Raw genomic sequence first — 10,851 nt, forward strand, 5'->3', positions numbered from 1 at the left:
AGAAAAACAAAAACACATTGTTATCTTGGCGTTTGGATGAAACCTATATCAAGGTGAAAGGGCAATGGTGTTATTTATATCGAGCAATTGATAAAGAGGGACAAACACTTGATATTCAACTTCGTCAAAAACGGGACACACAAGCAACATATGCTTTTATGAAAAGACTTGTTCGAACTTTTGGAGAACCAACGGTTCTGACGACAGATAAGGCCCCTTCTTTAGCTTCCGCATTCAAAAAATTAAAGGAGATAGGTCTTTACAAAAATACCTTTCATCGTACAATCAAGCACCTCAATAATATCATTGAGCAAGATCATCGACATGTGAAACGTCGATTCTCCCGTTCTTTAGGGTTTCAAAGTCTTCGCCATGCCTCACGTACTATTAAAGGTATAGAAACTGTTCATGCCATATACAAACAAAAACGAAGTCTTCAACCAAACTTCGTTTTTTCGACGTATAACGCATTACATGAATTATTAATAGTTTCATAAAACTGGTCCACAATATTCTCCATCTCTTTATGTCTTCGGAAACTTTGCAACAGAACCCGTCTCTTTACATGCCTATGATCCTGCTCTATGAGATTATTAAAATGTTTGATTGTACGATGGATTGTAGTCTGATAAAATCCTTGTTTTCTTAATTTGTTAAATGCGAAAAGTAATGCCGGCGCTTTGTCTGTAGTGAGAACCGTAGGTTCTCCAAAATGTTTTACTAATCTTTTCATGAAGGCATAGGCAGCCTGATGATCCCGTTTTTTACGAAGTTGAATATCCAATGTGTGTCCATCTTTATTAATTGCACGATAGAGATAACGCCATTCTCCCTTAACTTTGATATAAGTCTCATCCAAATGCCAAGATAAGCGCGCAGATTTATTTTTCACTTTCCAAATTTGATAGATGAGATTGCCATATTCATGAACCCATCGCATGATAGTTGTTGGGTGAACTGAAATACCTCGTTCTTTCAGGATTTCAGATACATCGCGATAACTTAAAGAAAAACGACAGTAGTAGCCGACAGCTACTAAAATAATATCTTTCTTGAACTGTTTCCCTTTAAAATATCGCATTTGTGATTCTCCTGGCTTCTTTTTTCTAGAGTGTATCCTCATTTAGAAAACTTTGCAACAGAACCGTGTGAAAACTTAGCTTGATGGCGATGTGACGCTATCCCTAATTTAGCTTGTTTAGAAAGGATAACGTTTTTTGGTATTTGAGGGTATTAAAATCTCCTGAGTTGATGATTATGTATGGTGATCCCTATATGGAAGTACAGGTTTATTAATATTATTTAAAAAAGATTGAATAATATTAATAAATATTTTAATATTATTAATAAGGAGGTGTGTTATGGAAAGAAATGAAATTCCATCTTGGCTTTTGGCATTAGATAAAAACAACGTAGAATTTATAAGGAAATTCATTTTGAACTCTGGTTCTTTAAAGGATATGGCTAAAGAATATGGTGTATCCTATCCAACGGTTCGAACAAAGCTAGATAATTTAATCAAAAAAATTGAACTCCATAGTAAAGAGGATGATGTTGAGTTTGTGAATATGGTAAAGAATCTAGTCATTGATGAACGTATAAGCTTAGATGTAGCAAAAATAATAATTGATAAATATAAAAAAGAAAGAGATGACGTCTAATGAGCAATCTGACTCAACTTATAGTAGCAATTGTAATTTTAGTAGCCCAACATTTTCTTTCGAGAAGAGAACAAGTATATTTTGGAGCAATTTTACCAACATTTTATATTTTGTTTTTGATATATGGAAACATGACAAACTTATTTAAAGATGGTAATGGTAAGGAGTTAATTTTTTTAGGTGTATTTGGGACAGTAATTTTAATGGGAATTTGGGTATCAGGCCGTGTGCATGTTTCAAAGAAAAGAGAGAAAGAAATGGAGAAAATTGAAGTTCAGAATATGTAATGTTTTGTTATAGAATTAACTATCAAGTTTGATCTGACTTTTTCATAACAATGTTAGTCTTATCTAGAAAACAAGAGCCTATTTTTGATTAAAATTTTTTCAAAATGGGCTTTTGTTTTTACTTTGCACTTCTCGGCACGATTGCTTCTTCTACTCCTAATAAACCTATTTTTAGGGGTTCAGCCCATACCCATCAAGCTAGTATTTTGAAACGAAAATTTTATTACTTTCCAGTTATCTATGAGAATTTAGTTCATTTTTTTCGTTTTGGGGTAGTTTATTTTTGTTAGGTTGATGGATGTGGGGTACCGCCACATCGCTATCAAGCTAAGGTTTTGAAATACCCCCTAAATGAAAATTTTCTTTCTCTACAGATAGTTATTCTGAGAAGTCAGCTCATTTTTTCAGTAGATCCTTCCCTAAAATTTTGACATAAATGATAATGTAAAATGGTTATTCCCTATGTTCTTCCATCTTCTTATAGTAATCAATCTTTTCTTCAATTTTCACCAGATTATCCTTCAACTCTTTAATTTCTTTAAGGACTTTGTTTTGATGTATTTCTAACAATTTTCGTCTAGCGCTTATTGTAGGTTCACCTTGACTTCGTAAATCAGAAAAAAGTTTCATATCTGTGACTGACATTCCTGTTACTCTTAAACGGATTAAGAAATTGATCCAAGAAATATCAGCTTCTGAATATTGACGATAACCATTGATATCTCGGCTCACCTCATGAAGTAACCCAATTTTTTCGTAGTAACGTAAAGTGTGCACAGTAAGTCCCGTTATTTTTGAAATTTGTTTAATAGTAAATATCTTTTCCATAAAATTCATTATAACACAAAGAAAAGGGGTTGCTTTAGAGTGCACTCTAAGGTGTAACGTTTAATCAAGAGTTACTTTTTAATCAATTGATACTATGCAACATAGACGTACTAAATGATTAAAAATTTAAATTGATAAATTTTTAGGAGGCAAATGCAATGAGTAATGAACGTTATCAGCGTGGCTGGCAAAAACTAATGGAAGTAGATGGAGAAGGTGGACAACGTGTTATAGATTCACTAAAAGATATTGCTCCTGATCTTGGTAAATATGTTGTTGAATTTGTTTTTGGTGATATCTATCCTCGAGAAGGATTAGACCTTAAACAACGTCAATTGGTTACAATCGCATCACTAATTACACAGGGTGGCTGTGAACCACAACTTAATGTCCACATTAACGCGGCACTTAATGTTGGTCTCTCACCAGATGAGATAGTAGAAGCAATCATGCACTGCATCCCTTACACGGGCTTTCCACGAGTCCTTAATGCAATCTTTGTGGCAAAACAAATTTTTGAAGAACGTAAGCTGAACTTAGGATAAGATACTATTAATGAATAAGCTCAGTCGAATCAATTACCTTATTTTTTATAATAGGGGGCACTATACAATTACTATCAACCTAAGATGAATTTATACCCATAATTCATAGAAAGCGTTATTCTCTTTGTAGAAATATACAGAAAGGATGGCGTTTTTGTATGAATCTTTCGATTCAAAATAAGTTTCATTTGTTTGCTGAAGAGCTACAGCGATATCTATCTCCACATATTCTTCAACAACTCGCACAGGAGACAGGTTTTGTAAAACGTAAAAGTAAGTATGGCGCGCGAGATTTGGCTGCTTTATGTATTTGGATTAGTCAACACGTAGCAAGTAGTTCCCTTACTCGATTATGTAGTCAGCTTTATGCAAATACAGCTACACTTATGAGTCCAGAAGGACTTAATCAACGTTTTAACCGATGTGCTGCTTTATTTCTACAGCTTGTATTTTCCCTTTTAATCAAAAGCAAACTAAACGATTCGTCTCAAATCTCAAACCAATACACCGCTTATTTTCAACGTATACGTATTTTAGATGCTACTATTTTTCAAGTACCCAATCATTTGGCCCCTATTTACCCTGGTTCAGGAGGATGTGCACAAACAGCTGGTATTAAGATTCAGCTAGAGTACGATTTACATAGTGGAAAATTCCTCAATTTTCAAATGGAACCAGGTAAAAACAATGATAAAACCTTTGGTACAGAGTGTTTGGATACCTTACGCCCAGGAGATTTATGTATTCGAGATTTAGGATACTTTTCTCTAAAAGATTTAGATCAGATGGATCAACGGGGAGTATTCTATGTTAACTCATAGTATTACAACTCTTAATCCGAAGAAACATAAAAAAATTTATGGAATTGAATTAAAAAATGAAGCTTTAGATGCTGTAGGTATATATGAGGGACTAGAAAGATATCAAGTGAACTGTCCAGTTACAAAACTAAATGTAGATGAATTAGATGAGATTATTGATTTTGCACATTCTAAAGGAGCATATGTACATCTGATGGAGCTTATTGGTCATGAAGATAACAAAAATTTTTATAAGGAAAATTTCATTTCACTTGAACCTATAAAAGCTAAATTATATGAAAAGTGTTATCAATACTTTTATTCAAGGGTAGACATATGTCATTATTATGGTTCTGTTGCAAAGATTTCTAAACTAAGATAACCTGTAGAAAAAGTGTGAGCAGGAGAATGATATATGGGGTATTTTAAAGGAAAACAGTTTAAAAAGGATATTATTTTGGTAGCCGTCGGCTACTATTGTCGTTTTTCTTTAAGTTATCGTGATGTATCTGAAATCTTGAAAGAGCATGGTGTTTCGGCTCACCCAACAACCATCATGCGATGGGTTCATGAATATGGAAATCTTATCTATCAAATTTGGAAGAAGAAAAATAAAAACGTTCCATTATCTTGGAAACTAGATGAAACCTATATAAAAGTCAAAGGAAAATGGTGTTATTTATATCGTGCAATTGATAAAGACGGGCACACATTGGATATTCAACTTCGTAAAAAACGGGATCATCAGGCTGCCTATGCCTTTATGAAAAGATTGGTCAAAACGTTTAGAGAACCAACGGTTCTCACTACAGACAAAGCACCAGCATTACTTTGCGCATTTAACAAATTAAAAGAACAAGGCTTTTATATAAATACAACTCATTGTACAATCAAGCATTTGAACAATCTCATTGAACAGGACCATAGGCATGTGAAGCGAAGATTTTCCAAATCCGCAGGATTTCAAAATCTTCGCCACGCTTCCCGTACCTTGAAAGGCATCGAAACCATTCATGCTTTATATAAACGAAACCAAAGTCTTGGCTCAGACTCCGGTTTTTCGACATACAATGAATTACAGGAGCTACTAATAATCGCATAAAATGTACAACTTTTTGTTGGCATCACTTAGCCTTAACAAAACTTCGCAACAGAACCCTTAAAAGTCTTTCGATTTGTTTTTGGATGGTAAGACATTTCGCTCCATTTTTTCATAAAGTTTAAGTAATTCTTTGATAAATGTAATTTTAGGTGTTAACCAATACGAAAATAATGCTGAAATACTTCCTAATAAAGCTCCCGTTACGACATCGAAAGGATAATGAACGCCTACCCAGATACGAGAGATAGCTACACAGAATGCAAGCACAAGCCATAACCATCCAACCTTTTTACGAACAAGCCAAAATGAAAAGCAAATTGAAAAAAATAGAATCGTATGGTCACTAGGAAATGAATTATCTACTGCATGATCGACAAGTTTATTAACATCAGGTAATACTGCAAATGGTTGATAATTCAAATGAAATTCCCCTGCGAGTTTTCCAATTATCTTAGCAGTCACAAAAGCAATCATCGCTTGAACAACCATCATTCTATTTTGATTAGATCGAGTAAACCAATACACTACAATAATTAAAGCTAAGAAATACTCCATATATTCTGCCAAAAATATCATGGTTGAGTTTAGAAACGAATATTGTTTACCTAAATCATTGATAGCTCGAAAAGCATCAATATTTAATTGAGAAAAAGACATTTTCAAATCTCTCCTTAAGTGCGTATATTTCTATAATTTTTTGTTGTTTTTCAAACCTTAGGTAGCTTCAAATGTTACATTTATCGGACGAGGAATTAAGAAGCACAATTCAAGCGGCTACAAATAAAAGCGAATCTTTTAATCGGGTACGGCAACGATTACTTCTTTTTGAAGCCACTCGTCAGTTTTAAAGTTTTTGAAGTATTTTACTATACCGAATATGACTTCGGTATAGTTGTTGAATGAAAAATTATTATTTTTCTTTACCGAAAACGTAATAGCCCGTAAGGGGTTCTGTTGCAAAGTTTTCTACATGAAGATACACTCTAGAAAACAAGATCTAGGAGAATCAGACATGAGGTATTTTAAAGGAAAACAATTCAAGAAAGATATTATTTTAGTAGCTGTCGGCTACTACTGCCGTTTTTCTTTAAGTTATCGCGATGTATCTGAAATCCTGAAAGAACGTGGTATTTCAGTTCACCCAACAACCATCATGCGATGGGTTCATGAATATGGCAATCTCATCTATCAAATTTGGAAAGTGAAAAATAAATCTGCACGCTTATCTTGGCATTTGGATGAGACTTATATCAAAGTTAAGGGAGTGAACTTCAACAATTACTAGCTATTTCCTAAACATTGTTCCTCATTTACCAACCTGTTTATGCTTTTTTCAAACTTTGCAACAGAACCCAAAAGAAATATTTAAACAATATCGTGGAACAGGATCATCGTTTTATAAAGAAGCGAGCTCGTTCTATGTTAGGATTGAAATCATTTCGTACAGCCACTTACATACTGAGTGGTATAGAAGCGATGCATATGATTAAAAAGAAGCAGGTTCATCAAGGGGTGAAATCTGTCCAAAATCGAAAAGAATTCATTGATAAGCTGTTCGGTATCGTATCAAAATCCGTAAGTTAGCAGAAAATTCATATCCTACGTTTTTTATAGATTATCTTTGCACCAGAACCTTTTATAACATATAAAGCCCGGCAAACTATATTTTGCCTGAGCTTTATATAAATTTAGTATAAAATTAAATACTATATATTTATAATGAGGATTATTTTTAATATTTATACAACTTTAGAGACCCTTATTGCTGCGTCTACACCAGATAGAAATGCACCATGGCAACTTGATATATATTTGTTATTACAAGCTTCACCAGTAAAGAATAATTTTTGGTCAATTGGAAGACATAAACTTTTTCGGTAATGATGACTTCCTGGCTTCGCCATTGAATATGAACCAAAACTCCACGGATCCTGCCCCCAACTAGTAGTTACTCCTTTGGTGTAATCTTGAAGCACCTTTGTTCCTAAAAGCGATTCTATCTTACTTAAAGCAAACTCAATAGATCGTTCCTTTCTGTCTTCCTCTAGGTAAGATGCTAACTTTCCACCAACCCATACTAAAACCATGCTAGTATTTGAAATGTTGCTTGTAATTCCTATCCTATAATCATCTTCTAATAAAATTGCTTGATCGCTTCCTAAATCGAAGATATCTTTTTCAAACTTTAGAGCAATATGATTACATTTAATCATAGGAAGTTCTTCTATAGCACGAGTCTTCCAAGACGGTAAAGGAGGATCAAAGATAATATTTTCAGATGCTAAAACGCCAGTAGATACAGTTATAATAATTGTCTTTGCTTTAATTGTACCTGAATCTGTTTTTAGAGTAACTCCATGGTCCCCCCATTGGATACGTTTTACAGGAGTATTTAATCTAACAGGAATATTTTGACCATAATGACTAATAACGTTACCATATCCTTGGCGACAAAACCAATCTTGTCCATGACCTGTTGCCTGATAAAAATCAAGGGTAGACAACATGTTAGTCTCTATACCGAATGTCCATAGACCTAACATATTAGCAACATATTTTTCCCATTTGTCTTCTGTACTTAATATGGAACTAACAGATATGTCCTTTCCTACCTTTCCTTTATCTAAAATTAAACGAATTCCATTATTAAATCTATGTTCAAAATCACCAATCTCCTCTGCGGATAAAGGAGTACCTCCAGCTTTTAAAAAATGAAGATGCTCAGACTCTGGATATAATTCAAATTTATTATCTTTAGCATATTCAACCCATGGATTTACTGGTCCGTCATGTAGATAACGACATCCAAGGTCAAATGGAATCCCAAATATTGATGTATCTGTCCAAGCTCGTCCTCCTATTCTGTCCCTCGCTTCTAGAGTAAGAACTGTTTTACCGCAATTTAGAAGAGTCCGAGTTGCTGCTAATCCAGAAGCACCAGCACCGATTACAACTACATCTACATCTGTAGTTGTATGATTAGAATATTTCAAAGTTACCAGTCCTTGCGACGTTTTCCATATATTTAGCATGAAATAAATATCAAACCATAAATACCAAATGTATGTCAACTAGTACTATTTATTCAGTAAACATATACTTTTCGTTTAGTAGCTTTAAAGAATAACTTATTAAACATTAACGTTTGTATAAGATTTAAATACTTTTAAGACATTCTTTATACGCGTATCAACCTCTTGATAACTTTCACCTAAAACTAGTACCATACCTGTTCGCTGTGTGGTATCTACCTTTGTATCAGGAACTGCTTGCCCTGGATTCCAACTGTATTCAACATGATCTACACCAGGTAAGTTCATTAGTACAGAACGATCAGGTAATGACTTTAAATCCGGAGATACAGAAGGTAAATATACCCAACCAGTGCAATGATTAGCCTCTAAACGAGGTACTGTAACTTTTTCACCTAATGATAATTTTATCAATACCTCATACAAATCTATGTTAAACATAGATTTAAACGCAGAGTAAATAAGACCACCGCCAACACGGGCTCCACATTCACTAAATATAAACTCATCATTTTTAGAACAATAGAACATCTCTAAATGGAATACACCATTACTTAGTCCTAGTGCATGTAAAGATTTGGTGATGAATAAACTTATTTTCTTGTAAAGTTCTTTATTTGTATTAGGATGTAATGTAATACTTTGTACAATTCCTCCATCCTTTATACCAATTAACGGAAAAGCATATTTTGAAACTGTAAATAACTGAATTTCACCGTCTGAGATCCAGCCATCAACGTGCCACTCTTCTCCGCTTACAAATCGTTCGATTACTAAACTACGTGGTGATTCAGGGTCATTATGATTCTTATGTCGGTTACCTAAATGGTCTATGAACTCCTGTAACTCTTTTGCATTGTGAGCCACTTGTGTATCAGCAGTTCCTGCTCCAGTTACTGGCTTAACTACTACTGGGTATGGATGATCTTCTGAAATTTTATAATCTTTTACATCATCAATTATCCAAGAATCCGTCACGGGAACAATACCTCGTAGCAAGCTCTTTTGATAATACTTATCTCTAAATGCTACAGCAATTTTTGAATCCATATATGGAGTGGAAAGTGCATGACTCAGAAGAGCAGCATTAACCACAAAATACTCATCATATGTACATACAGCATCAAATTTAAGCTTCCTAGCTCTAGCTAAGGAGCACAGTATAGTTTCGTCTTTTGAAAGATTCTCCACAAAAATCCTATCTTCATTCTCTTTTAAAGGAGGGAGGTTTTCTATTGGCTCCCAAGGATCAATCAAAGTTGTTACCTCTATACCTAATCTTTGACAAACTTCCACTAACTCCTGACGGTAACCTAGTAACAGAATGGAACGTTGTTCACCCATATAATTCTCCTATCGATATTTAATTTTATGACATTCTAATATGAGATTATTTTTTCCAGTTTAAATGCATTACTAAACAAGAGAGGCATGCCCCAGACTTTTCAAATTCAGACATATGAACCAAAGTCGGATTAAGATTTGCGAAGTGAGCTATTCTTTCAACAGCTTTAACTTTAGATAACTCTCGCTCATATCTTTGGTTATCTTTAGAAAGAGAATCAATAATTGAGTCATTATATAGTTTATTACCTAACACAACGCTATTTAACGCTCCAGTTTGTGCATCAACTTGTGCTACAGGTATAATCTCAGCAAATTTTTCAATTTCTTTGATTGTTTTATTGTCTACAAGATCCACACATACAGCCACCTTTTCTTCTGTTAATGGGAGTACACATCCATCTAGGTGGTAGCACAACGGATCATTCATCTCAAAAGGAATGACATGTGCGTCAAAGGTTTCCTCAAACCATTGTAAGAATTTACGGGATGTTCTCATACCATGAGCACCTACGTAAACATTGTTGCGTATATGCTTAAAGTCTGCTTCTCCCTCAAAGAAATAAGGTGCTCTAACTACTCGGTAGCCAAGTTGTGAAAGGAAATTAGCTCCTACAATATCTTCACCACGACGTGGTGTAGATTTAAAGTTTGATAAAACTACAGTGTTTGGGACATGGGCTGGGACTAGACCTAAATTTGCAACATAAACAAGATCTTGTAAACCAGGGTAAGGTGGAAGCTGAAAGACTAATGCGTCTTCACTTAATTTATGAACAAAACCATGAAACTCTTCTACAGCACGCGGAAGGTTTACTAATCGCCTTCTGGGCTCATTCTCTCCATCCAAGCATTATTCGGAATCTCTGCTGAGAGGCCAAATGGTGGTGATAGTAGCAAAGCAGGACGGTTCATTTCATGAATTGAAAGCCAAGGTGAAGATCCCTCGCTTTCTTCCAAAGTTGATGGAGTAAACTCTAATAGGTCTAACGTTTTCATAATTGTAGTCAATCCAATCACTCACTTTATTTTTAAATTTGTAAATAAATGTATTTCTCAGAAAATTATAAAACTATAAATTCGAAAGGTCAAACATTTTTTGAAGATGAACGGTTCTGTTGCAAAGTTTGAAAAAAGCATAAACAGGTTGGTAAATGAGGAACAATGTTTAGGAAATAGCTAGTAATTGTTGAAGTTCATTGTACGTTGAAAAGGCGGAGTCTCTTTGAAGACTTCGCCTTTGTTTATATAG

The 10,851-nt window shown here is 34.3% G+C and carries 13 protein-coding genes and 3 pseudogenes; 8 read left to right on the top strand and 8 right to left on the bottom strand.

The annotated features are described in order from the left end of the window. Nucleotides 1-497, top strand: a 497-nt coding sequence (locus tag KFD70_RS28750; RefSeq protein WP_431613544.1) for an IS6 family transposase, incomplete at its 5' end; no start/stop codon positions are given. Here KFD70_RS28750 and KFD70_RS28755 read toward each other — a convergent pair. Further along, complete coding sequence (locus KFD70_RS28755) at nt 437-1,081, bottom strand: IS6 family transposase (RefSeq protein ID WP_431613545.1); 645 nt, start codon at nt 1,079-1,081, stop codon at nt 437-439. The two genes, KFD70_RS28750 and KFD70_RS28755, sit on opposite strands and share 61 nt — an antisense overlap. 280 nt (nt 1,082-1,361) lie before the next feature. Between KFD70_RS28755 and KFD70_RS28760 the strand changes: the two genes are divergently transcribed. Together KFD70_RS28760 and KFD70_RS28765 are read left to right on the top strand one after the other, a co-directional pair. Beyond that, on the top strand, nt 1,362-1,661 hold the full coding sequence (locus KFD70_RS28760) for a DUF2089 family protein (RefSeq protein WP_336454426.1): 300 nt from the start codon (nt 1,362-1,364) through the stop codon (nt 1,659-1,661). Further along, entirely contained in the window at nt 1,661-1,948 is a 288-nt protein-coding gene (locus KFD70_RS28765) for a hypothetical protein (protein WP_336454425.1), read from the top strand. Before KFD70_RS28760 ends, KFD70_RS28765 begins: the two co-directional genes overlap by 1 nt. A 453-nt stretch (nt 1,949-2,401) precedes the next feature. Here the strand turns inward: KFD70_RS28765 and KFD70_RS28770 are convergent, their stop codons facing one another. After that, nucleotides 2,402-2,776, bottom strand: a complete 375-nt coding sequence (locus KFD70_RS28770; protein ID WP_336454424.1) for a MerR family transcriptional regulator — start codon at nt 2,774-2,776, stop codon at nt 2,402-2,404. A 158-nt stretch (nt 2,777-2,934) separates the two neighbouring features. On the opposite strand from KFD70_RS28770, the gene KFD70_RS28775 reads away from it, so the two are divergent. The 4 genes and pseudogenes from KFD70_RS28775 to KFD70_RS28790 all read left to right on the top strand — a co-directional run bounded on the left by KFD70_RS28775 (nt 2,935) and on the right by KFD70_RS28790 (nt 5,223). Beyond that, the gene (locus tag KFD70_RS28775) at nt 2,935-3,321 is read left to right on the top strand and encodes a carboxymuconolactone decarboxylase family protein (protein WP_336454423.1); all 387 of its coding nucleotides are present in this window, start codon (nt 2,935-2,937) and stop codon (nt 3,319-3,321) included. A gap of 158 nt (nt 3,322-3,479) precedes the next feature. Beyond that, a pseudogene (locus KFD70_RS28780) lies at nt 3,480-4,136 on the top strand (IS4 family transposase); the annotation flags it as partial. Next, nucleotides 4,129-4,503 (top strand): hypothetical protein, encoded by a 375-nt coding sequence (locus KFD70_RS28785; RefSeq protein WP_336454422.1) that lies wholly within the window; start codon nt 4,129-4,131, stop codon nt 4,501-4,503. The pseudogene KFD70_RS28780 and the gene KFD70_RS28785, both read left to right, overlap by 8 nt. Before the next feature lie 33 nt (nt 4,504-4,536). After that, the gene (locus tag KFD70_RS28790) at nt 4,537-5,223 is read left to right on the top strand and encodes an IS6 family transposase (RefSeq protein WP_336454421.1); all 687 of its coding nucleotides are present in this window, start codon (nt 4,537-4,539) and stop codon (nt 5,221-5,223) included. Nucleotides 5,224-5,280: 57 nt separating this feature from the next. On the opposite strand, the gene KFD70_RS28795 is transcribed toward KFD70_RS28790, so the two are convergent. Continuing rightward, complete coding sequence (locus KFD70_RS28795) at nt 5,281-5,880, bottom strand: undecaprenyl-diphosphatase (protein WP_336454420.1); 600 nt, start codon at nt 5,878-5,880, stop codon at nt 5,281-5,283. Between the two features lie 355 nt (nt 5,881-6,235). Here KFD70_RS28795 and KFD70_RS28800 point away from each other — a divergent pair. Beyond that, a pseudogene (locus KFD70_RS28800) lies at nt 6,236-6,807 on the top strand (IS6 family transposase). Between the two features lie 155 nt (nt 6,808-6,962). On the opposite strand, the gene KFD70_RS28805 reads toward KFD70_RS28800, so the two are convergent. From KFD70_RS28805 to KFD70_RS28825, 5 genes and pseudogenes are all read right to left on the bottom strand, one after another. Beyond that, nucleotides 6,963-8,216 carry a flavin monoamine oxidase family protein gene (locus KFD70_RS28805; protein WP_336454419.1) on the bottom strand — a complete coding sequence of 418 codons (1,254 nt, stop codon included), beginning with the start codon at nt 8,214-8,216 and terminating at the stop codon, nt 6,963-6,965. Between the two features lie 138 nt (nt 8,217-8,354). Then, the gene (locus tag KFD70_RS28810) at nt 8,355-9,599 is read right to left on the bottom strand and encodes an ATP-grasp domain-containing protein (protein WP_336454418.1); all 1,245 of its coding nucleotides are present in this window, start codon (nt 9,597-9,599) and stop codon (nt 8,355-8,357) included. A gap of 46 nt (nt 9,600-9,645) precedes the next feature. Continuing rightward, the gene (locus KFD70_RS28815; RefSeq protein ID WP_336454417.1) at nt 9,646-10,449 is read right to left on the bottom strand and encodes a dimethylarginine dimethylaminohydrolase family protein; all 804 of its coding nucleotides are present in this window, start codon (nt 10,447-10,449) and stop codon (nt 9,646-9,648) included. Continuing rightward, nucleotides 10,416-10,610: a hypothetical protein gene (locus KFD70_RS28820; protein WP_336454416.1), complete on the bottom strand. Its 195-nt coding sequence runs from the start codon at nt 10,608-10,610 to the stop codon at nt 10,416-10,418. Before KFD70_RS28820 ends, KFD70_RS28815 begins: the two co-directional genes overlap by 34 nt. Before the next feature lie 157 nt (nt 10,611-10,767). Next, a pseudogene (locus tag KFD70_RS28825) lies at nt 10,768-10,851 on the bottom strand (IS6 family transposase); the annotation flags it as partial.

Origin of the sequence: Bacillus pfraonensis (assembly GCF_050768835.1) — a bacterium.
In the GTDB taxonomy this organism is placed as follows: domain Bacteria; phylum Bacillota; class Bacilli; order Bacillales; family Bacillaceae_G; genus Bacillus_A; species Bacillus_A pfraonensis.